We start from the raw sequence: 19,577 nt of genomic DNA, 5'->3' as shown, positions 1-19,577 counted from the left end.
GCCAACCAGGCAAAATTCGGGCCTATGTCACCCCGGTATTATATAGATGATATCAAGATTGAGGTAACTTATGCTGGGTATTCTGAGAGCAGCGACATGGCGACCATCGACCTGGAAGCCGTGGGGGGCGATGCCGGCGACGCCTGGGACGCTCTGAGCAGCAGAACAATCGAAAATGATGTCCTGGATATTTGCGAAGACGTCGTCGGCGTTTTCGACGATGTCGGCGTAAGCCTTGAAGAGATGCGAGTATACTTATACTATTACGATTACAACTTGCTTGACAGCTTCACCTATTACGTAGACGACGAAACTCTGTAATGAACCTAAAAAATTAATCTCGGCCGGGAACTTTTCGCCGCTCAGCGGTGTCTAATTAACTGGTTGGGCGAGGAAAAGCCGTCCAGTCCGGCAGAAAAACGGCTGGCGGCGTAGAATATTCCTCCCATGGCACATTTGCCTAATCCCAGCAGTAGTCGTAGCCTTAGCCGTAGCAACAATTGCGAAATCAGAGATAAGGAGGGAGATACCGGGCAAAAAGGCCTCCCTGGCCGCAGAGAAGCAAGTTGCCGCCCTACATACGGGCAAAAAATCAAGGAGGGAAACTAGTTGTTAAAGACGAGGAAAAAATGGATTTCCATCCTGCTCACCCTAGCCATGCTGGTGGGCCTGATGGTGCCCTTCGCCGGGACAGCGATAGCGGGAACCACCTATGAAGCATTAGATGCACCATCAGTAAAAGACGATGCCGTAAGGGATCTAGGCACCCTACGCATTAACGTCGATCCTACCGTGCCTGGTAAAACTTCAGAAGCCTTGATTTCTTTACCTGATGATTTTGATATTGTTTATGAAGAAGGTACCGACGTGCAAAATTTCGCTGACTTTGCAGCGGGCATAAGCGCGTATCTTGAAGATGACGGTGTAACGAATGTAACGAATGCCGTATATTTAACTGAGGTTGACGAAAACTCTTTTAAGCTGTCTTATACTCCGTCGGGGAGCGGCGAACTCAACATATACATCCCGTTTGAAAATATATACGTAGCCGACGGTGCTCCCAAAGGCGATATTGAAGTAACTATCGATGGTATCAGCGGCCAATTCGGCGATGGCAAGGTAGTCATCGGTAAAGTCAGCGGCAGCGCTGTGGAAGTCAGCGTCGTCGAAGACGATACTTTCTCTGACGAAGGCGGCACGGTCACCATCCGGGTAGAAGAAGACGTGGCAGGTAGCCTCAATGAAGAGGACACGTTAGACTTAGTCTTGCCAGACGGATTTGAGTGGTCTAAGCCAAGTAATAAGAATGTCCTATGGGGCAGCTTAAACGCGAGCGATTTAAATATTGTTGTGGATCCGGATGATAAGGATGAGTTACACATTTCTTTGCAGAGCGAAGCAAGCAAGTCAACTTCAAGATCTGCTTTTGAGTTCACAGTAGATATAGAGGTAGCTGAGACGGATGATGCGGAATATGGCGATGTAGTGGTGGATGTTAAAGGGGATTATTCTGCCACCCCTGACGAGATCATAGTCGGTACCTACGGCGATTACGACGTGACCATCGAAGCTGATGATCCTGATGTCATCGCTTATGCCGGTTATAATGAGCAGGACGTCAGCGACATCACCATTAAGGAAACTGTAGCCGGTAGCCTTATTAACGGTCGCTCCATTACTTTGACCCTACCCGCCAACGCCAGGTGGGTCAAGATTGATGATAAAGAAATTGATCCGGATAATGGCGTAACCAATGTAGCAGAAGATGGCGACGTTCGATTAGACGCCAAGCTCCAAGGAACTGACGATCGGACATTGAAACTGACAGTGGACGGAAGTTCCGAGGGTGACGATGCTGTTGAATTAACTATTGAAGACATCCAGGTAGCCCTGAAAGCTGGCGTGACCGGTGACCTGGTGGTAGAAGTTGGCGGCAGCGCCGGTCTGGAAGGCGAGATTACCATCGCCAAAGTAGTTGCTCCTATTAGTGTATCCGCTGATAAGACTAATATTGAGATTGGCAAGTATGGCCAAGCTGCCGGTGACATTGTGATTACCGAGTATGCTGCAGAAGCAATTAAAGCTGACGACTTGGTGGTCACGCTGCCTGACGATGTCGACTTCGATGGCACCCCCGATGTTGAGGTGACCGAAGGCGATCTGGAGATCGAAGATATTGACGTTGATGATAATGTTTTGACTATAACTATTGGCGACGAAAGTACCGAAGCCAGCACGATCGTAATCAGCGACATTAAGTATGCCGTTAATCGCGTCTTGCCCGAAGGCGACATAGAAGTTGAAATCGGTGGCGACGCAGTGGTAGAAACTGATAAAGTAGGTTATGAAAGTGACGACCCCTTCTTTGAAGATGACGATGTAGCTGCTGTAGTAGTCAACGCTACATGTGTAACTGCTGCCGGCGGTGCGACCAAGCAGAGTGCATCCTTTGTCATTGGCAGCACCACATACTCAGTAAACGGTGTGGAAGCCACCATGGATGTCGCCGCCTACGTGAAAAACGGCCGCACCTACCTGCCTGTACGATATGTTGCATACGCCCTGGGAATTTCCCCGGAAAATATTCTCTGGGACGGCAAGACCGCTACATTTATTGGCAATGGTCGCGTAGTGCAGGCCACTCCTGGCAGCGCCATACTTTCCATCAACGGTGCTCCCGTAACCATGGACGTTGTCACCGAAGTGGTCAACGGTCGCGTAATGGTGCCGTTCCGTTGGATTGCTCAGGCCTTTGGCGCCCAAGTGGATTACAATGAGACAACTCAGACCGTCAACATGAGTCTATAAGCAATGAAAAAACGTTCACGTTAGAGTAGTAGCAAAGGGACCCGGATCTCAGACATAGATCCGGGTCCCGGATTTAGGAGTGAAATATATGCGGCGCGCGGGTATCTATATCTTGCTGCCAGCTTTACTTTTATTTAATCTTTTTCCCTTCCAAGCGTTTGCAACGGGAACAAATACGGGGGAAACCTCGTTGACCCTTCAGCAAGCGATTGACCTAGCCCTCCAGAATGATAAAGAACTAAAGAAAGCCGAAGCGGAAATTGATCGAACGAAATATTTGAGAGATAATGCGGCCGAGAGTGTAACATTTACGCCAGAAATGGGCAGTAGCTACGATTCGACTTATGAGGTTAAATGGAACAATCTATTATCAGCCGATCTCACCTGGCGTATGAGCAAAAAATCTCTGGAAGCAAAACGAGATGCGGTGGTATTGGAAACATGCCAAAGTTATTGGAATGTGCAATCTGCCCAGGAGGAGGTTGAACTACAGGAGAAACTGGAACAGCAGGCCCTTTTAAACCTACAGAACGCACGTGCAGGCTTGCGAGCAGGGACCGTGGCCGAGTCAGCTATTGTCGCTGCAGAGGGAGAGTGGCAAAAGGCAAAAAACAATTTGCAGGCTGCACGGCATGATTTGGAAGAGGCTTATAATTCTTTTAACCAGCAAATCGGCCTGGATACAAACGCAAGGCCGACTTTAACCGATAAGCCGACCTATGAACCTCTGGAAATCGACGATCTTAATTATGAAGTAGCAAGAATTATCGAAAGCAGCCCCAGTGTCTGGCAAGCCCAGCAGCAAGTGACATTAAAAGAATGGGCGGCAGATATGATATTTTCTTCTGGAGAATATACGCCATATAAGGCTAGACAAATAGCGGTTGATCAGGCCAAGTTGGATGCGGCAAGCGCCCAGGAATTAATGGAAATGGTAACTAAACAAATATATTATAACACAAAAAGCCTGGAGGAAAGCTATCAAGCCGCCCGGGAAACTTTAAAAATGGCCCAGGAGAATTTAAGGGTCGCCAAGGTAAAATATGACACCGGTATGGCTACAGAGGCAGATGTTGTGGCAGCAGAAATTGCCGTAGTCCAGGCAAGGATAAACTTGAATGAATTGACCCGACAGCACGCTTACATGAAGCTTGCTTTTGAAAAGCCATGGGCAGCATCTGGCAGTTGAGGAGAGTTGCATGTGGGTGAATAAGCAGGAGGATAGGACAATGCTGAAAAGCAAACCGTTACCTGCCGGAATTCTGCTGTGGATAATGGAGGGTGGGAAGTTCAAGATAACCATTTTCCTTGGGAGTGTAAATCATTAAGGTCCCAGTACCAATTATCCCTGGGAGAACTAGCGATAAACCTCGGAGGTTTGGGGGCAGAGCCCCCAAGAACTATCTCAGTTAATATTCCCTTGTATGCCAGTTAAATAATCATTCTTGCCGTCAGTCTATCATCAAAGTAGATTTTTAGTTGAGAGAGACACCTGCCCCAATCTCTTATCGGCATAGTCCATTTTCTTGCAATGTCGAGGATGGCCAGGTAGATGATTTTACAGAGAGCATCATCCGTCATATAGACCGATTTAGTTTTAGTAACCTTTCTCAGCTGTTGGTGATAACCCACGACGGTATTGGTGGTATAGATAATCCGGTGTATTTCTGGTGGGTACTTGAAATAAGCGGTTAATTCCTGCGTAAGCGCCAAACCAAACCCACCTTGGCATCATACCCAAGTTTAGGGGATAATCCTTCTCAGAAAACACGCTGAGGAGGGTTTTTCTTATGACCAAAGCCGAAGGCAAGCACTATGGGAAGCCTGGATAGCCGAATATAAGATGAGCAGGCAAAGAGTTAAAGAGTGGTGCGCCTCCCATGAAGATGTTAGCCCCAAACAATTATGGTACTGGCTGCGGAAGTATAAAAAACAGAACGGAGTTTCCTCAGGAGAATCCAACCGATGGTTGCCGGTAGAAGGTAAGCGTCAAATACTACCCACTTTTTGCGTTACGTAAGCATAAAATAACCCCCACCTTAGATAATAGGTGGGGGTTATTTTACGCTTACGGCCTTGATTAGTTTGTGCCGGCGACAAAATTTGTGCCCACAAGAGACAAAAGGGGAAAATTGCTGGTATAATAGCTTTGAGGCATGTCGATTATTGCTGAAGGAGAATGTTATGTTAATAAAACGCCTGGTACTGGTTATCTTGTTTTCCGTCTGGGGTTTAATTAGTTTTAGCGGCCTGGCCCGGGCCCAGGACAAGGTCCTGTACATACCCCTGGATGAGCGGCCGTTGAACCTGGATTATGTTATCACTGCTATGGCGGACGTCCTATATGTGGAAACACCTCCCGATTTTATGTTGCCTGACCACAGAACGCCGGCACCGGTGGAGCCCCTTTGGGATTGGGTCTTTAAAAACGCAACTGACACAAGAGGGATGGTGCTGGCTACCGACACTTTGATTTACGGCAGCCTGATCTCCTCCCGGAACCACGAGCTTTCCCGGGAAGAGCTTCTGATCCGGGTGGAAAACTTCAAAAAGCTAAAGGCCCTCAACCCTCGCTTGAAGGTTCTAGCCTTTACCACCCTTATGCGCACCCCGGCTGTAAATACGGCGGTGGAGGAACCTGCTTACTACGGTACCTACGGTGCGGCTATTTACAGGTTGACTGCTCTGGAGGATAAAAAGGAAAACGGCGGTTTAGAACCTTGGGAAGCAACGGAGCTGGCCGGTTTAAAGTCCTTCATACCACGGGAGTACCTCCGGGACTGGCTGGAACGGCGGGCGAAAAACCTGGAGGTAACCTCCCGCCTGCTGGAATTGACGCGGGAGGGGATAATCGACTACCTGGTCCTGGGGCGGGATGATACTTCCGCCCCCAGCCAGTCCCACTGGGAATACCGTTACCTGTTGCAGCAGGCGGAGGGCCTGACGGCGGACAAATTTATTTCTTTTCCCGGCGTTGATGAAGGGGGCCTCGTCCTGCTGACGCGCCTGGCCAACCTACTGGCTGGAGAAAAGCCCGGGGTTTATCTGGAGTACGCCCCGGGGCCGGGGGCGGCCACCGTAGCGCTTTATGAGGACACCACCGTCGGCGAAAACGCAGCCGCCCACATTGCCGCGGCCGGTGGCCGGATTGTGACCGACTCCCGCTCGGCCGACCTGGTGTTAATGCTCAACACGCCGCCGGACGGCGTTACCAGGGAAGCTGCTTCGCCAGCTAACAGCGCCGCCTTGAGGCCGGCGGCGGCAGCTTATGCGGACAAAATCGCGGCGTACATCGCCGGGGGACGGCCGGTGGCCCTGGCCGATATTGCCTTCGCCAACGGCGGCGACAATTCCTTGCTGGCGGCCTTGGAGCAGGCCGGCTTGCTGCCGCGTCTTCAGGCCTATGCGGGCATGAACACGGCCGGCAATTCCATCGGCTACGCTCTCTGCCAGGGGCTGCTGGCCCGCCAGATGCAGCCGGAGGACCAGCAGGCCATCCTGGCCGTGCGCCTCCTCGATGACTGGGGCTATCAGGCCAATGTGCGCGGCCAGGTTGACCGGGAGATTATCCGGCCCTACGGGGTGGATAAAAATAACCTGGGAGCTTATGCGGATCGTATTTTCACCGCCATCAGGGAGGGTATGGACCGGTTCGCCCGGGCCCACTTGCGTGATTTTAAAATTGACTCCCTGGAGATTTCTTTCCCCTGGAACCGGGCTTTTAATATTGGCGTGAAGATCTGGTGAGGGTTTGACGGACCATTTTAATCCGGCTTTTCAAGACATCCAGTTTTGTGTCCATGGTCAAAGGGAAGCTAGAAGTTATTCTCTATTATCTTTAAAATTTCAGTTAACGTTGGTTCTATAGAGGGTTTAATTTGATCCTCTTCGTGCCTATTGATGTGGCCTGATAAACCTGATGAAACCTCTATTAAGAGCAATCACTTCCTTAATAAGCCGGAATTCCTGGCGATTTTCTTTAGGAAGTCGAAGTATTCCTGGATCATTTTAATACCCCGAGCAAGGCTTCTTTTTCTATTTTTAGTTCATCTAGCATATCTTTTGTTGCTTTCCACTCAAAAAAATCCATATTATCATCCAGACTACCTTGAACAAAGGCCTGATAAAATGCTTCGGTACTCATCCCATATTTCCTTTCAAAGTAGCCAAGGCTTTTTTTAAGTTCTTCAACAGTACGGTTTATTTCTTCTACCTTGGCGAGTAAAGTTTTCAGAACAAGTCTTTTAACCATTTTCTCACTGGCGTTTATTTTATCTGCATCCAATCCCATTTGCATCACCCTTCTTGGGAAAAAATTAGCTGGAAGCGGAACCGTCCGCTTTTTCTGACCATTTCTTTTAGCCATTACTAAAATATTATATCACGCCAGCGGAGATGCGAAGAAGCCTTTAGAGCGGCTCATGCAACGATGTGGCTTAATATCAGATCGGTGATATGCTTGAGCCTCTTTTCCATATTGCCGGGGCATAAGGGGTCCTCTTCCCAGAGGATGGCCAGGATGTCCCTGTTGGTGAAATAGCCGGAGCAGAGGGTGGTGATGCTGGCCAGCACCTGTTTGAGGTCCAGGTCGGGGCGGAAGACGCCCCGGGAAATGCCTTCGGCGAGGATGGCCCTGAGGGTGGGCAGCCCCTGTTCCCACACCTCCGGTAAAACTTTACGGGCGTACTTACCTCCCTGAAGGGCCTCCCAGGCCATGAGACGAGGGTAGTTGGGGTTGGCGGCCAGGAAATAAAAGTAATTGCGGATGGCCGCCGCGACCTGATGCTTCAAGTCCCCCTTCTTGCGGAAGGCCTTTTTCCCGGCGGCGAGGCTTTTTTCGAAATTCACCTTGAGGACGTAAGTATAAAGTTCTTCTTTGCTGTTGAAGTAGTGATAGAGCATGCGTTTATTTACCCGCGCCAGGGCGGCGATTTCATCTACCCGCGCGCCATCTATGCCTTTGGCGGCAAAGACTTCTTCGGCGGCAGCCAGGATGCGTTCCCGGCTGCCTTTTGCTCTCCTTTCCATCCCTTGCTCACGCCTTGCCTGTTAGGTTTACAAAATAAATTTTACCCCATTTTTTCCGGTCCAGCCAGGGTTCCGGGTTTATTTCCAGCGGGAGGGATACGAGGGGCCGCTGTTTATCGCCGTCCCGGCGTTCGGGGGCGGGTTGAGCCGCTTGGGAAAAGTGACGGCAGCCAGCACCGCCAGGAGGGCCATCAGGCCTAAGGCCCGGATGTGCGGCAGGACATAGCTTATATCAAGCTCCTTCAGCGCGACCTGCCGGAAGCCCAGCATCATCCAGGTGGAGGGCAGCAGCCGGGCCAGGTAATTGATAAAAGCCGGTATATGGGTCCAGGGCCAGGTAAAGCCGGAGATCATAAAGAAGGGGACGGACAAAAGCATCACGTACCTGGTAACCTGCAGGGAGTTGGGTGCGCGGGTGGAAATGAAAAAACCGGCAGCGGTGATGATCAAGTCGTAGAGCAGGCCGAGCAGGATAAGCAGGGTCGGGGAGCCGCCGATCTTTACGTGGACGAAGCGGGAGGCGAACCAAAGCAGGAGGGCATAATTGAAAAAGCCGGCGACGAAATAAGGGAGGGCCTTGCCGGCGAAGATTTTCCACGCCGGCACAGGAGTGCTTAAGTACTGCAGCCAGGTCCGGCGCTCTTTCTCCCGTGTTACGGTCAGGCTGACGCTGAGGAGGCCGATCTGGTGCAGGATAATCATGATTAACCCCATATATAAAAAGTTGGTATAGCTAAAAGTGGGGTTGTACCAGACTTCGGTGTTCAGGGAGACCGTGTCCATAATGGCGCGGATCTCGTTTTTAGTATAGCCCATGCCCGCTAGATAGGAGGCCGTGCTGCTAGCGCTGAACTCGTTAAACACCTCGCGGATGTACTTGCGGGTATTGTACCCCCAGATTAAATTGGAGCCGTCGTAAATGGCAAGTACCCTGGTCAAGGTGTGCCGGGATATGTCCTGCTCAAAGTGTTCCGGGATGACCACGCCGGCCCGCACCCGGCCGTTTTTCATCCCCTCCTGAAGCTCAGGATAAGTCTTTATGTCGTCGACGACCTTGAAGTGAGGGCTGTTGGCGAAGGCGGCGGCTATTTCCCGGCTGAGTTTTGAGTCATCCAGGTCGACGATGGCTATAGGCACGTTGTTAAGGACGGCGGTGACATAGGCGGCGCCGAAAAGGGCGGCGTAGCCGAGGGGGACGAGGAAGACCATTAGAAAGAGGATTTTCTCTTTGAAGATGTGGAGCATTTCGTAGTGGGCGATGCTGAGGATCTGCCGCATGAGCCTCTTCCTCCTAACTCCGCGCGATAAAGATAGCAGCTGCTCCATAGCATACGGCGGCGACGGCCAGTATGGCTAGTATATAATGGGTCATCAAATTCCACCCTGCGTTTTTGAAGGCGAAGTAGTTTAACCCCTGGAAGAACCACGTCTGGGGCAGTATCCAGGCAATCTTCTGCAGGTAAACCGGCATGGCCTCCAGGGGCCAGGTGTAGCCCGACAACACAAAGGAAGGTAAGGCGATAATCATGCCGAACCTGGCGGCATTAACGGCGTTATGGGCGAAGCTGGAGGCCAGGGTGCCGATGCTGTGGACGGCTACAGCAAAAGCCAGGGTGAAGAAGAGAAGGGCCGCCCAGCTGAAGTTAAGGGGCATCTTAAAGACGCCGAAGGCCAGGACATAGATGGGCAAGACGACGGCCATAAAAATAAATATCTGGGCTATCGACTTGCTGGCGAAGAATCTAAATTTGGAAATGCCGCAGGCCTTGATCTGCAGCCAGCTTTTCATGCCCCTTTCGCCGATGACGTTCAGGCACGCCGCCAGGGTGCAGCATTGCTGCCAGATGTTTAAAGCCAGGGCCAGCACCAGGAAGTAGGCGTAGTTGAGGGCCGGGTTGAACCATGCTTCCTCGCTGATGTCGATGGCCTGGTAGGCTTCTTTGGCTTGCTGCAATTGGACTCCCCGGGCCACCAGGGCGCTGACGCCGGCCTGGGCGCTGAGGGTGCGGGTGACGGTCAGCAAAGCCGCGGAGGCGTTGGTGGCATAGATCATGTTGCTCCCGTCGATAACTGCCAGCACCCGCGCCTGCCGGCCGAGGGCCAGATTCCTGCCGTAGTTCTCGGGGATGACGACGCCCACGACGGCTTTCCCCTGCTTGATTAACTCCTGCAAGTCGTCGTAACTCGTGACCGAGGCGACTAGCTTTAAATATTCCGCCTTTCCTATCTTGTCCACCAGCTCGCGGCTGGCGGCGGAGTTGTCCAGGTCGACGACCGCGGTGGGGATGTCTTTTAATACCTGGGCGCTGTAGACGGCGTAAAAGAGCAGCAGCCCCAGTAGAGAGCCGCAGAAAAGGATATAACGCAAGCCCCTGTCGCGCCAGAGGTAAAACACCTCGCGCCGCATAATGGCCAGGCACTGTCTAAACATCGCCGTCACCGCCCTGCCCGGTGAGGGACTGGAGCCGGGCGTTCCACCGCATCAGGGCTTCGGCGGGCGGGTAGAAGGTGATTTTACCCTTCTCCAGCCAGCCGACCCGGTGGACGTGGTGCATAAACTCGGCGTTGCTGAAAGCCCAGATACAGGTCCCGCCTCCGGCAAGAAAGTTATCTAACTCCCGCAAGATGATGCGGCGCGAATCCAGGTCGATGGCGCCGATGAGCTCGTCGGCGATGAGCACGCGGGGTTTATTGAGGAGGGCGCAGGCCAGGGCCAGGCGCTGGTATGGTCCCACTTCCATGTTGCCGACGGGTTGATTTAAAATCTCGCTCAGCTCCAGCCGCTCAATCAGCCGGTCGATATTGTCCCGGTCGGCGTTTTTCAGCGCGGCGATAAAGTCGAGGTTTTCCGCGGCGTTCAAATCCTGGAAAAGGCTGCGCTCCTGGGTGACCAGTCCCAGGTATCTTTTAAACTTCTCGTTCCTGCGGATATCCATCCCGGCTATCTCTACTTTTCCGGAATTGAACCTGTCGATGCCGGCCAGGATGTGGAGGAGAGCCGTCTTGCCGCTGCCCTTCATGCCGAAGATGCCCAGGCATTCGCCCGCGGCCACTTCCAGATTCAGGCCGTCCAGGACGGTTTTTGGGCCGATTTTCTGCGTCAGGTCTTTAACGGCAACTATTATCTCCATTTACTGCTGCTCCCCTTCCAGGATCTTTACCCTGGCCGTCATGCCGGTCTTTAAGACCAGGTCCGGGTTGGGGACGTCGATTTTAACCTCGAAGCTGCGGATGTCGTGCTCGTACTGATCATTAATCGCCTTTTTGACGGCAAACTCGCCGGCGTCGTTGATCCACACCACCTTGCCTTTAAAGGTTTTGCCCGGGAAGGCGTCTACCGTTACCTCCGCCTCCTGGTCGAGGTGGACGCGGCCGATCTTCTTTTCGCTTATGTAAACTTTGACGTAGGTATGGAGCAAATCGGTGATTTCAAAGACAGGCGTCCCGGCGTTTACCATTTCGCCCTGCTCGAGGTATTTCTGGGTGATGAAGCCGGCTATGGGGGCTTTTAAAACGGCATCGGCCAGGTAGGCTTTTGCTTCCTCTACCGCACCGCCAGCCTGTTTGGCCTGGCCGGCGGCAGCTTCTAGCTGGGCCTGGGCTACCGCTATCCCTGTGCGCGCTGATATTGCCTGCTCGAGGAGGGCCCGGGCCTCCTGCAGCTTCTTTTGCGCGACGTTATAGGCGTTTTGGGCGCGCTCGTAACCGATTTTGGCTTCTTCCAGCTTGCGGTCGTCCACAGCGCCCTGCTCGTGCAGCAGGCGGAGGCGGTCGTACAGGTCTTTGGCGTTGTTCAACTGGTCCTGGGCGTCTTTTACGCCCACCTCGGCTGCGGCGACACCTGCCTCGGCCTGCTTGATCTTGGCTTCAATTTGCTGGCTCTGTAAGGTTACGTTGTGGCTGGCCTGGTTTACCTGCCCCTGGGCGGCGGCATAGGCCCCTTCGGCCTGGGCCAGCTTGGCATTGAGCTCGCTGCTGTCCAGGCGGGCCAGCTCCTGGCCCTGCTCCACCCTGGCGCCCTCGTCGACGAGAATGGTTTCGATCCTGCCGGGTATTTTAAAGGCCGCCACGGCTGTCCTGGCTTCTATGGTGCCGGTGGCGGTGAGGCTGTCGCGCTCTTCGACGATTGCCATTTGTTGCTTGTAAAAGTAGTTGTGAAAGATAAAGACGGCAGCGGTGAAGATACCTGCCAGTAAGACGGTTACTGCCGTTTTTTGGAGTTTGATGCGGGTTAAAGCGTTCACAGTGGTCACCTCTTTGCATTGCTTAAGTGCGTGTGACTTCCGGGCTGGCTTTGTTTTATGTTAGTTAGCATAATTTTGTATACTAACTAGTTAGTTACCTATCTACTATCTATATAGCCTGGCGTATACGATGTCAAACACGAAAAAAGACCGTCCTGGACCAACGGTCTACCTTATTTACCAGTTCCTTCCCTCTAATGGCTTGAAACAGGGTTTTACAAATTTTTTAGTTACTTTAACTACGCAAAACAAAAACAGTACCACGGGGCAGGTAAGGTCTTCATTCAAAAGGTAAACCCTTGCTAGCCGGCTTTTTCCGGTGTAAACTTTAATTAAATTCTCGTCTTTGCCCTTGGCGGCGAAGACTTCTTCTGCGGCATCCAGGAGGAAGGAACCCTTGAAGCTTAGATTTACCTTCCATGCTGAAAAGCAGCTAATAGAAAGGAAAATCCCTAAACAGCTGGTGAATGAGACAGTACGTAATCCGGAACAAATAATACCGCAAGGACAGGATGTTTTAATCTACCAGAAAATTTATAAGGAACTGGGGAAAGAATACCTGCTCAGGGTTGCCATAAAATTATCGGGAGATACACAAGTGGTTTTAACCGCATATAAAACGTCAAAAATTAAAAAGTACGGAGGCGATAAATCATGAAGTTTCGTTATGATCCAGATGCTGACGCCGTATATATTCGTTTTAATGACAACTCTATTTATGAAACTGAAGAAATATCCCAGGGTGTATTGTTGGACATCGATGAAGAAGGCAAGCTGGTAGGCCTGGAGATTCTTAATGCATCTAAAAAATTGGGAAAGCCCCCTTTAACTGTGGAGGTAGAGCTACCGAAGACGGCTACTATATAGCCTGCTTTTTATTTCCACTATTGGTACAGAGGATGATTCGTTAGCCGGATGAATTGCAACGTAAATACTGCGATGCCCCGCCGGGGCAATCCCGGCTGGTTTGAGGCCGTACCAACGAAAAGGCGCGGCCTTTACATTTTCTGGTTGACTGCTGCGCTAGAGATTTGGTAGCATCAGATAAAGAGTCAACAGAATCTATAAAAACCTGGTTGATGTTCCTGCTGCTGTAGATATACTTATAGAAACTTCAGAAAAAAATAGAAAGACACCGGACGTTACGAGGGTTAGTTTATGCTGAGGCTGCAAAAGGGCTGGTAGTTTATGAGCGATGAAGAGAGACAATGACCTTGGAGGTGCCGGTTTCAGCCTGGACCCACGGGTAGAGCGGTAACAGTTGACAGAGCACCATGGTGGTGCTATTATTTTTATCGTTGTTACTTCGATATCGTAATATTCGATTTCAAAGCAGGTGGTGGGATTGCAGGAGATCCAGCTTTTAGAGCTTTTCAGCCGGGTGTACCGGCGGCTGGTGCGGCGGCTGGCGCCGCTGTTCCAGGCGGAAGGTTTTTCCGGGACGGAGATCCTGGTCCTCTGGAAAGTGCAGAAACGGGGTTCTTTGCGGGTGACGGAGCTGGCCGGGCACACCGGCATCCCGCCCAGCACCTTTACCGGCGTCCTGGACCGCTTGGTGGCCCGGGGGCTCCTGGAGCGGGTGCCGGACCCGGGGGACCGCCGCGGCATCCTGGTGCGGGGTACTCCTGCCCTGGCAGAATTGATGGACCGGCTGGCGGCAGCCCTTGAAGGCGAACTGAGGCGTATCTTTAATGCCCTGCCGGAAGACTGCAGGCGGCGATTGGTGGCTGATCTAGAAGCGCTCAATCAATACCTGGAACGGGAAGAAGGGGAAAGTCATGGCCGGGCGTGAGCGGGAACAGGCCGGGGCGGGAGCAGACCTGCCGGCAACCGGCCATGGACGGCAGGACTCCTGGGTTGTCCCCGTCCTGGTGGCCCTCATCGGGGCTTTTATGTCTATCCTGGATTCCAGCATCGTCAACGTGGCCATCCCCACCATCATGCACGTTTTTAACACCGATACCAGCACGGTCGAATGGGTGGTCACCATTTACATGCTGGCGCTGGGGGTCGTCGTCCCCTTAAGCGGCTGGCTGGGGGACAGGCTGGGCTTTAAAAAGCTGTACATCCTCGCCCTGGTCATCTTCACCTTCGGTTCTCTTTTGTGTGCTTTGAGCTGGAACATCGATTCCCTCATCGCGGCCCGGGTGGTCCAGGCCCTGGGCGGCGGCTTGATCATGCCCACCACTATGGCCATGATTTACCGCATGGTGCCCCGCGACAGGATCGGCAGCGCCATGGGGGTGCTGGGGATCGCCCTCTTTGTAGCTCCGGCCATCGGGCCGACCCTGGGCGGCTACCTGGTGGAGTATGTTGACTGGCGCTGGATCTTTACCATCAACCTGCCTATCGGGGTGCTGGGGGTGCTGCTTTCCCTGGTCCTCCTGCCCGACTTTCCGGCTACCGGGGCGGGTAGCCTGGATATCGGCGGGGCCATCACCGCGGCGGTAGGACTTTTTACCCTCCTGTTAGCCTTGAGCAAGGGAGCGGACTGGGGCTGGACCGCGGAAGCCACTGTCCTCCTGTTTTACACCAGCGCCGTTTCCCTGGGCCTTTTTGTGTACCTGGAGCTTACCTGTCCTAATCCCCTGCTGGACCTGCGGGTGTTCCGCTATCCGGCCTTTACCCTAGCCAATCTCATGGTGGTGGTGACCACCATCGGCCTGTTTGGGGGCATCTTTTATGTTCCCCTTTTTCTCCAGACCATCCGCGGCCTGGGGGCTATGGAGACAGGCCTGTTGTCTATGCCCGGTGCCCTGGTCTCGGCGCTGATGATGCCGGTAACCGGCCGCCTTTACGACCGCATCGGCCCTCGTCTGATGGCGGTGACAGGGCTGGTAGTGCTGGCTATAACTACCTATCTCTTTCACTTCTTAGATATTGTTACCCCCGACAGGGTCATCATTACCTGGCTGATCCTGCGTAGCGTAAGCATGTCCTTTGCCTCCATGCCGGCCCAGACGGCGGCCCTGGCGGGGCTGCCGCCCGAGCTGGTGGGCCGGGCTTCGGCCATGACCAATATTATCAACCGGGTGTCGGGCTCTTTTGGGATAGCCATCCTGACCTCGATTTTAAACCACCGTACGGCCCTGCACACCATGCAGCTAGCCAGCCAGGTGACGGCGGACAATCCGGCCGTTGTCACCTTTTTCCAGCGGGTTGATGCTTACCTGGGGGGCGGGATGCCGGCAGCCCAGGTTAAAAGCCTGGCAATCACCTACCTGGCGGGGCTGGTGTCGCGGGCGGCCTTCGTGCGGGGCATAGATGACATCTTTATAGTAATGGCCGGCTTTGCCCTGGCCGGCGTTATTCCGGCCTTCTTCCTTCAGAAGGGGCCTGGTGGTGCCCGACCGGGCTTTGGCGGCGGCGAGTAAACAAAATAGGGAGTGAGCGGCAGTTGTCAAGGAAGCTGGTAGTCATCCTGGTGCTGGTTCTGGCCCTGGCCGGTGCCGGCGCCATTGCCTTTTACTACTACTATGAAAACCTCAACTATGCCAGCACTGACGACGCCCGGGTGGCGGCGGATACGGTGACGGTAACCCCGGAAATAGCGGGGAAACTCCTGGAATGGCGCGTCCAGGAAGGTGATGAGGTAAAAGCCGGGCAGGTTCTGGGCCGGCAGGACCTGGAATCTACCCTGACTTCCAGCGCCGTCAATCCCCAGGCCCTGGGTACGGCGGCCGGCGTCATGGCCCGCAAGGCGGAAATCCGGGCGCCTATAGACGGCCGGGTGCTGCAATCCAAGGCGGTGGTGGGGCAAATGGCGGCGCCGGGCATGACCCTGGCCATTATTGCCGACACCAATAACCTCTACATCAGCGCCAACATCAAGGAGACTGTCATTGCCAGGGTCAAGGTAGGCCAGGCGGTGGACGTGCGGATTGACGCTTACCCGGGCCGGGTCTTCAGCGGCCGGGTGACGTCCATCGGCCGGGCGACGACGTCGGTGTTTTCCCTGCTGCCGGCCCAGAATGCCAGCGGCAATTATACCAAGGTGACCCAGGTCATCCCGGTGAAGATCCAGCTCGTTGACGCCGGCGATGTGCAGCTGATGCCGGGGATGAACGCTACGGTGCGGATTCATATTTAGATAGAAATTTATCCATTGCGGAGGGGAACGAGCCATGCGAATGTGGGGGAAAAGGGCGCTTGCCCTTTTGCTTGCCGCTGTCCTGCCTTTGGGCGCCGCCGGTTGCGGCACCAGGGCCAGGGCCAGCGACCGGGTGACTGTTAAAGCCGTGGCCGCCGGCAAGGGGAAGCTGGCGGCCACGGTAGAAATAACCGGCGCCCTGGTGCCGGCGCGGGTGGCCAATGTGGCCAGCAAGCTGGTGGGGCAGGTGCTGGCCGTGAAGGCCGATGTCGGCGACCAGGTTAAGGCCGGTCAGGTCCTGGTGGAGATCGATACCAAAGAACTCCAGGCCCAGCTCCAGCAGGCCGAGGCGGCCGTCCGCGGCGTTCAGGACCAGGCGGAACAGGCACGCATCGGCATGGAGGCGGCGCAGGTAGCCGTAGCCAATGCCAGGGTGGCGCTGGACGCCGCCCAGAAATACTACGACCGCATTAAGGCCCTGGCGGACGCCGGTGCGGCGTCCCAGAGCCAGCTGGACGATGCCCGGACCAAGCTGGACCAGGCAAAGAACGGCTATGAGGCTGCCAGCAAGCAGTACGAGGTGGCCAAAAAGCAGTACGAAACCGCATCCGGCTCCGGCCTGGCCCAGGCCCAGGCGGCGGTGAACACCATTAAAGTGAATATGAGCAATGCCGTCATAACCAGCCCGATCACCGGCGTGGTCACTAACAGGAACATTAATCCCGGCGAAATAGCCGCACCAACGAGCCCCCTGCCCCTGCTGACCGTTGCTGATATATCAACGCTGAAGCTCCAGGGTACTATCGGCCAGGAGGCAGTCCCCCTGCTGTCAACGGGACAGAAAGTGACAGTCACCCTGGACGCCTTGCCGGGCCGGGAGTTCACCGGCACGGTGACCCAGGTAGGCCCGGTGGCGGCGGCTACGGGACAGCGTTTCCCGGTGGAGATCAGCCTGGCCAACCCGGGCGAGCTGAAGGCCGGCATGACGGCCCGGGCCGTATTTAAACTGACGGCCCCGGAGGGCGTCCTTGTGCCCCTTGCTGCCGTACGTACGGACGGCGGCCAGGATTATGTCTTCGTGGTAAAAAACGGTACGGTAGAGCGGCGGCCGGTTGTTCTGGGCCTGAAAAACGAGGAACAGGTGATGGTACTTAAGGGCCTTGAGGCCGGCGAGCAGGTGGCCGTGACCAACGTGGGCGTGCTGCAGGACGGCATGGCCGTGACGGTGGAGTAGTGTTAGTACGGGCAGGATTGACTGGATAATTGGCTAATGATAGGATGTAAAATAAAGAAATACTTCAGCCAAGAGAGGGGAAAGGTGATTACATGTATGGAGAAAGGGCTAATCTGGATGCCGATTTTTTACGTAAGGTAGGTCCTGTGCTTAGGAGTATGGGGTTTGCCAATGAGAGGGAAGCACTTAAGGAGCAGGCTTTACTCCTAATTTTAAGCAAGATAAACCGATATCGAGCCGAATGCTCATACTACGAAAAAAAGTATGGTATGACTTTTGAAAAGTTTACTACCATGGTTAATGAAAATGGTGGTGAGGATTTCGAACATGAAGACGATCTCCTGGACTGGCGGTTTGCAAAGGAAACATTGGAAGATTTAATGCGCCAGAAAAAGGAGATTGAGGATGCTTAATGTCCTTAAAGCCTTCCAGAGTATTAATAAGACTTATGTCGTTGAACTTTTTGAACGGGAAACCAATCGTAAGCGTTTAAAAGCAACCATTACTTTTATCGATGGTAGCAGGCTTTTCATAAAAGATTATAATTTTGGCTCTGAACGGAAGTATTCGTATCACTGGGCAGATAGATATGGAGAACTTATTATTCGCTGGGACAATGCTCCTCACTGGCGCCAGATTACCACCTTTCCTCATCATAAGCATATAGGTTCATCAGAAAGGGTAGAACCATCATTAGAGATAGATCTCAGCGCGGTATTGCTGTTCATTAAGAGCCAAATAAGTGATTAGGTATCTTTCAGGCCCCCCCGGAGAGGATAATATGACACAAGAATCTTGTTCCGTCCCTGCCGGCGAGCAATGGCATAAAGAGTTGCCTTCAGGCACGTTTTCCGTAACATTTATGGTTTTAGCCTCGACCCGGATAAAATTCGCCAGCTCCTGGAGGGATTGCCGGATCTGGCCGGTGATTTTAAGAAGGACCTGCATTGAAGAGTAAAGTTTGAACAAGGGGAGGAAAATTCCTTGGAAGAAGTTCTTAAGGACGTAGTAGACAGAATAGTGAAGACCGTAAATCCCGACAAAATAATCCTTTTTGGGTCCAGAAGTAAAGGGAAAGCAGGATTTAATAGTGATTATGATCTCCTGGTGCTGAAGAGCGGAATAAATAATCGCCGCGCTTTGGCTCAACAGCTTTATAAAAACCTGGTCGATGTTCCTGCGGCTGTAGATATACTTGTAGATACTCCGGAAAAAATAGAAAGGTACCAGACTTCACAGGGGTTGGTTTATGCTGAGGCTGCCAAAGGGTTGGTAGTTTATGAGCGATGAATTATGGCGGCTGTGGTTAAAAAAAGCAAAAAGCAATCTCGCCAGGGCAAAACTGGGCAGGCAAACACCTGATATTCTATACGAAGATCTTTGTTTTGACGCCCAGCAAGCAGCCGAGAAAGCTCTTAAAGGTATAATGGCCTTTTTTAAGATTGAGATCCCAAAAACACATTCTATTGGATACCTTTTAAAGTTAATTGAAGAAGCGGGGGTAGGGCAAGTTACTGAAAGCCTTAAGGAAGCTGCAATACTAACTGATTACGCTGTAACGACCCGTTACCCGGGAGACTGGGAACCAATAGATGAAGCAGAATACAAACAGGCAGTCTCTCTCGCCCAGGAAGTTTACCAATGGGCTTTATCCCTTACCAAACAGCATGAAGAAAAATAAACATTTGAGCATATTTTCCCTCCCGTCCAGGAAGGCGATGAGGCTATAGCCGGGCAGGTCCTGGGCCGGCTGAACCTGGAATCTACCCTCCTTCAAGCGCCATTAACCCCCAGGCCCTGGGAGCGGCGGCTACGGGACAGCGTTTCCCGGTAGAGATCAGCCTGGCCAACCCGGGCGAGCTGAAGGCCGGCATGACGGCCCGGGCCGTATTTAAACTGGCGGCCCCGGAGGGCGTAGTTGTGCCCCTTGCTGCCGTGCGTACGGACAACGGCCAGGATTATGTCTTCGTGGTAAAAAACGGTACGGTAGAGCGGCGGCCGGTTGTTCTGGGCCTGGAGAACGAGGAGCAGGTGATGGTACTTAAGGGCCTTGAGGTCGGCGAGCAGGTGGCCGTGACCAACGTGGGCGTGCTGCAGGACGGCATGGCCGTGACGGTGGAGTAATGTTAGTACGGGCAGGGCTTAAACGGTGCCCCGCGGGAGCGGGTGGCGA

22 protein-coding genes and 2 pseudogenes are annotated in these 19,577 nt (G+C 53.3%); 17 read left to right on the top strand and 7 right to left on the bottom strand.

All coding sequences use genetic code 11. The annotated features are described in order from the left end of the window. Positions 1 to 24: 24 nt before the first annotated feature. The 3 genes from E308F_RS02635 (at position 25) to E308F_RS02625 (ending at position 3,997) form a co-directional block, all read left to right on the top strand. Positions 25 to 321 (top strand): hypothetical protein, encoded by a 297-nt coding sequence (locus E308F_RS02635; RefSeq protein ID WP_172613805.1) that lies wholly within the window; start codon positions 25 to 27, stop codon positions 319 to 321. 288 nt (positions 322 to 609) lie between these two features. Then, complete coding sequence (locus E308F_RS02630) at positions 610 to 2,808, top strand: copper amine oxidase N-terminal domain-containing protein (RefSeq protein WP_141263278.1); 2,199 nt, start codon at positions 610 to 612, stop codon at positions 2,806 to 2,808. 88 nt (positions 2,809 to 2,896) lie between these two features. Continuing rightward, on the top strand, positions 2,897 to 3,997 hold the full coding sequence (locus tag E308F_RS02625; RefSeq protein WP_141263276.1) for a TolC family protein: 1,101 nt from the start codon (positions 2,897 to 2,899) through the stop codon (positions 3,995 to 3,997). A 242-nt stretch (positions 3,998 to 4,239) separates the two neighbouring features. On the opposite strand, the pseudogene E308F_RS02620 reads toward E308F_RS02625, so the two are convergent. Continuing rightward, positions 4,240 to 4,506 (bottom strand): annotated as a pseudogene (locus tag E308F_RS02620) (transposase); the annotation flags it as partial. Between the two features lie 145 nt (positions 4,507 to 4,651). On the opposite strand from E308F_RS02620, the gene tnpA reads away from it, so the two are divergent. Further along, positions 4,652 to 4,828, top strand: a complete 177-nt coding sequence (gene tnpA, locus E308F_RS16995) for an IS66 family insertion sequence element accessory protein TnpA (RefSeq protein WP_428846034.1) — start codon at positions 4,652 to 4,654, stop codon at positions 4,826 to 4,828. Positions 4,829 to 4,992: 164 nt separating this feature from the next. Continuing rightward, the gene (locus E308F_RS02610; RefSeq protein WP_141263272.1) at positions 4,993 to 6,555 is read left to right on the top strand and encodes a DUF4127 family protein; all 1,563 of its coding nucleotides are present in this window, start codon (positions 4,993 to 4,995) and stop codon (positions 6,553 to 6,555) included. Positions 6,556 to 6,811: 256 nt separating this feature from the next. Here E308F_RS02610 and E308F_RS02605 read toward each other — a convergent pair whose 3' ends face one another. The 6 genes from E308F_RS02605 to E308F_RS02580 form a co-directional block, all read right to left on the bottom strand. Further along, a complete protein-coding gene (locus E308F_RS02605; RefSeq protein ID WP_141263270.1) occupies positions 6,812 to 7,174 on the bottom strand; it encodes a hypothetical protein in 363 nt (120 codons plus the stop codon). Between the two features lie 53 nt (positions 7,175 to 7,227). Further along, a complete protein-coding gene (locus tag E308F_RS02600) occupies positions 7,228 to 7,836 on the bottom strand; it encodes a TetR/AcrR family transcriptional regulator (RefSeq protein WP_141263268.1) in 609 nt (202 codons plus the stop codon). A gap of 78 nt (positions 7,837 to 7,914) precedes the next feature. Next, the gene (locus E308F_RS02595; RefSeq protein ID WP_141263266.1) at positions 7,915 to 9,114 is read right to left on the bottom strand and encodes an ABC transporter permease; all 1,200 of its coding nucleotides are present in this window, start codon (positions 9,112 to 9,114) and stop codon (positions 7,915 to 7,917) included. A gap of 13 nt (positions 9,115 to 9,127) precedes the next feature. Next, entirely contained in the window at positions 9,128 to 10,267 is a 1,140-nt protein-coding gene (locus E308F_RS02590; RefSeq protein ID WP_141263264.1) for an ABC transporter permease, read from the bottom strand. Further along, positions 10,260 to 10,967 carry an ATP-binding cassette domain-containing protein gene (locus E308F_RS02585; RefSeq protein WP_141263262.1) on the bottom strand — a complete coding sequence of 236 codons (708 nt, stop codon included), beginning with the start codon at positions 10,965 to 10,967 and terminating at the stop codon, positions 10,260 to 10,262. The genes E308F_RS02590 and E308F_RS02585 overlap by 8 nt, the downstream gene beginning before the upstream one ends. Beyond that, the gene (locus tag E308F_RS02580) at positions 10,968 to 12,080 is read right to left on the bottom strand and encodes an HlyD family secretion protein (protein ID WP_141263260.1); all 1,113 of its coding nucleotides are present in this window, start codon (positions 12,078 to 12,080) and stop codon (positions 10,968 to 10,970) included. 397 nt (positions 12,081 to 12,477) lie between these two features. On the opposite strand from E308F_RS02580, the gene E308F_RS02575 reads away from it, so the two are divergent. From E308F_RS02575 to E308F_RS02520, 12 genes and pseudogenes are all read left to right on the top strand, one after another. Then, the gene (locus tag E308F_RS02575; RefSeq protein WP_141263258.1) at positions 12,478 to 12,738 is read left to right on the top strand and encodes a DUF4258 domain-containing protein; all 261 of its coding nucleotides are present in this window, start codon (positions 12,478 to 12,480) and stop codon (positions 12,736 to 12,738) included. Further along, positions 12,735 to 12,947 carry a DUF2283 domain-containing protein gene (locus E308F_RS02570; RefSeq protein ID WP_141263255.1) on the top strand — a complete coding sequence of 71 codons (213 nt, stop codon included), beginning with the start codon at positions 12,735 to 12,737 and terminating at the stop codon, positions 12,945 to 12,947. Before E308F_RS02575 ends, E308F_RS02570 begins: the two co-directional genes overlap by 4 nt. 478 nt (positions 12,948 to 13,425) lie before the next feature. Then, complete coding sequence (locus tag E308F_RS02565) at positions 13,426 to 13,872, top strand: MarR family winged helix-turn-helix transcriptional regulator (RefSeq protein ID WP_141263253.1); 447 nt, start codon at positions 13,426 to 13,428, stop codon at positions 13,870 to 13,872. After that, positions 13,859 to 15,454, top strand: a complete 1,596-nt coding sequence (locus E308F_RS02560) for a DHA2 family efflux MFS transporter permease subunit (protein ID WP_141263251.1) — start codon at positions 13,859 to 13,861, stop codon at positions 15,452 to 15,454. Before E308F_RS02565 ends, E308F_RS02560 begins: the two co-directional genes overlap by 14 nt. Before the next feature lie 23 nt (positions 15,455 to 15,477). Next, a complete protein-coding gene (locus E308F_RS02555) occupies positions 15,478 to 16,170 on the top strand; it encodes an HlyD family secretion protein (RefSeq protein WP_141263249.1) in 693 nt (230 codons plus the stop codon). A gap of 34 nt (positions 16,171 to 16,204) precedes the next feature. Then, on the top strand, positions 16,205 to 17,404 hold the full coding sequence (locus E308F_RS02550) for an efflux RND transporter periplasmic adaptor subunit (protein WP_141263247.1): 1,200 nt from the start codon (positions 16,205 to 16,207) through the stop codon (positions 17,402 to 17,404). 92 nt (positions 17,405 to 17,496) lie between these two features. Continuing rightward, positions 17,497 to 17,817 (top strand): hypothetical protein, encoded by a 321-nt coding sequence (locus tag E308F_RS02545; RefSeq protein WP_141263245.1) that lies wholly within the window; start codon positions 17,497 to 17,499, stop codon positions 17,815 to 17,817. Beyond that, entirely contained in the window at positions 17,810 to 18,154 is a 345-nt protein-coding gene (locus tag E308F_RS02540) for a toxin-antitoxin system TumE family protein (protein ID WP_253260377.1), read from the top strand. Before E308F_RS02545 ends, E308F_RS02540 begins: the two co-directional genes overlap by 8 nt. A 96-nt stretch (positions 18,155 to 18,250) precedes the next feature. Continuing rightward, a pseudogene (locus E308F_RS16805) lies at positions 18,251 to 18,355 on the top strand (hypothetical protein); the annotation flags it as partial. A gap of 33 nt (positions 18,356 to 18,388) precedes the next feature. After that, the gene (locus E308F_RS02535) at positions 18,389 to 18,694 is read left to right on the top strand and encodes a nucleotidyltransferase domain-containing protein (RefSeq protein ID WP_062280557.1); all 306 of its coding nucleotides are present in this window, start codon (positions 18,389 to 18,391) and stop codon (positions 18,692 to 18,694) included. Next, positions 18,684 to 19,085, top strand: coding sequence for a HEPN domain-containing protein (locus tag E308F_RS02530; protein WP_141263241.1), 402 nt, complete (start codon positions 18,684 to 18,686; stop codon positions 19,083 to 19,085). Before E308F_RS02535 ends, E308F_RS02530 begins: the two co-directional genes overlap by 11 nt. Before the next feature lie 191 nt (positions 19,086 to 19,276). Beyond that, complete coding sequence (locus E308F_RS02520; RefSeq protein WP_141263239.1) at positions 19,277 to 19,528, top strand: hypothetical protein; 252 nt, start codon at positions 19,277 to 19,279, stop codon at positions 19,526 to 19,528. Positions 19,529 to 19,577 lie beyond the last annotated feature (49 nt).

Origin of the sequence: Moorella sp. E308F (assembly GCF_006538365.1) — a bacterium.
Lineage (GTDB): Bacteria > Bacillota > DSM-521 > Neomoorellales > Neomoorellaceae > Neomoorella.
Note: the sequence above shows the minus strand (reverse complement) of the source record. Positions and strands in the feature narration are given on the sequence as shown.

Excerpts from the sequence above, each read along its gene's own strand:
- E308F_RS02635 (WP_172613805.1), top strand. The coding sequence starts at position 25 with ATGTCACCCCGGTATTATATAGATGATATCAAGATTGAGGTAACTTAT.
- E308F_RS02625 (WP_141263276.1), top strand. The coding sequence starts at position 2,897 with ATGCGGCGCGCGGGTATCTATATCTTGCTGCCAGCTTTACTTTTATTT.
- tnpA (WP_428846034.1), top strand. The coding sequence starts at position 4,652 with ATGAGCAGGCAAAGAGTTAAAGAGTGGTGCGCCTCCCATGAAGATGTT.
- E308F_RS02610 (WP_141263272.1), top strand. The coding sequence starts at position 4,993 with ATGTTAATAAAACGCCTGGTACTGGTTATCTTGTTTTCCGTCTGGGGT.
- E308F_RS02605 (WP_141263270.1), bottom strand. The coding sequence starts at position 7,174 with ATGGCTAAAAGAAATGGTCAGAAAAAGCGGACGGTTCCGCTTCCAGCT.
- E308F_RS02600 (WP_141263268.1), bottom strand. The coding sequence starts at position 7,836 with ATGGAAAGGAGAGCAAAAGGCAGCCGGGAACGCATCCTGGCTGCCGCC.
- E308F_RS02595 (WP_141263266.1), bottom strand. The coding sequence starts at position 9,114 with ATGCGGCAGATCCTCAGCATCGCCCACTACGAAATGCTCCACATCTTC.
- E308F_RS02590 (WP_141263264.1), bottom strand. The coding sequence starts at position 10,267 with ATGTTTAGACAGTGCCTGGCCATTATGCGGCGCGAGGTGTTTTACCTC.
- E308F_RS02585 (WP_141263262.1), bottom strand. The coding sequence starts at position 10,967 with ATGGAGATAATAGTTGCCGTTAAAGACCTGACGCAGAAAATCGGCCCA.
- E308F_RS02570 (WP_141263255.1), top strand. The coding sequence starts at position 12,735 with ATGAAGTTTCGTTATGATCCAGATGCTGACGCCGTATATATTCGTTTT.
- E308F_RS02560 (WP_141263251.1), top strand. The coding sequence starts at position 13,859 with ATGGCCGGGCGTGAGCGGGAACAGGCCGGGGCGGGAGCAGACCTGCCG.
- E308F_RS02550 (WP_141263247.1), top strand. The coding sequence starts at position 16,205 with ATGCGAATGTGGGGGAAAAGGGCGCTTGCCCTTTTGCTTGCCGCTGTC.
- E308F_RS02545 (WP_141263245.1), top strand. The coding sequence starts at position 17,497 with ATGTATGGAGAAAGGGCTAATCTGGATGCCGATTTTTTACGTAAGGTA.
- E308F_RS02540 (WP_253260377.1), top strand. The coding sequence starts at position 17,810 with ATGCTTAATGTCCTTAAAGCCTTCCAGAGTATTAATAAGACTTATGTC.
- E308F_RS02530 (WP_141263241.1), top strand. The coding sequence starts at position 18,684 with ATGAGCGATGAATTATGGCGGCTGTGGTTAAAAAAAGCAAAAAGCAAT.
- E308F_RS02520 (WP_141263239.1), top strand. The coding sequence starts at position 19,277 with ATGACGGCCCGGGCCGTATTTAAACTGGCGGCCCCGGAGGGCGTAGTT.